The organism is Vibrio sp. 10N.222.49.C9, assembly GCF_041474985.1.
Taxonomy (GTDB): Bacteria; Pseudomonadota; Gammaproteobacteria; order Enterobacterales; family Vibrionaceae; genus Vibrio; species Vibrio crassostreae_C.
The window spans coordinates 1-327 of sequence record NZ_JBFRVD010000634.1 but is presented as its reverse complement, the minus strand read 5'-3'; the positions used below and the strand labels follow the sequence as shown (position 1 = coordinate 327).

Here is a 327-nt window from a genome sequence, read left to right as displayed (position 1 = left end):
ACCTTATAGCGACGTGGTAGCTTCTTATCTAGTGATGCAGTAGCAATTTCGCCTTGCTCGTTACTCTCTTCAAGAAAGATATCTACGTTTTCAACAATGTCTGCTTGCAGCTCTGCAAGGTGCTGTTTTACTTCAGGGTGTTTCTTGTACTTAATTTTTAACTCTTTAACAAAGTGACCTATAACATCCAGAGTCACATCAGAGTTCAGCTTTTGAATTTTGTCTGAGTACTGTTCTTCCCACTCAGTAAGGTCGCGGATAATATGGCGCAGTGAGATCTCAAGAGTATCAATGGTCTTCTCAAAGTTCGCCTGAGTTTTCTTATCT

The 327-nt window shown here is 40.4% G+C and carries 1 pseudogene; it reads right to left on the bottom strand.

From position 1 onward, the window contains the following. Positions 1–327, bottom strand: a pseudogene (locus tag AB4585_RS24820) (ATP-dependent protease); the annotation flags it as partial.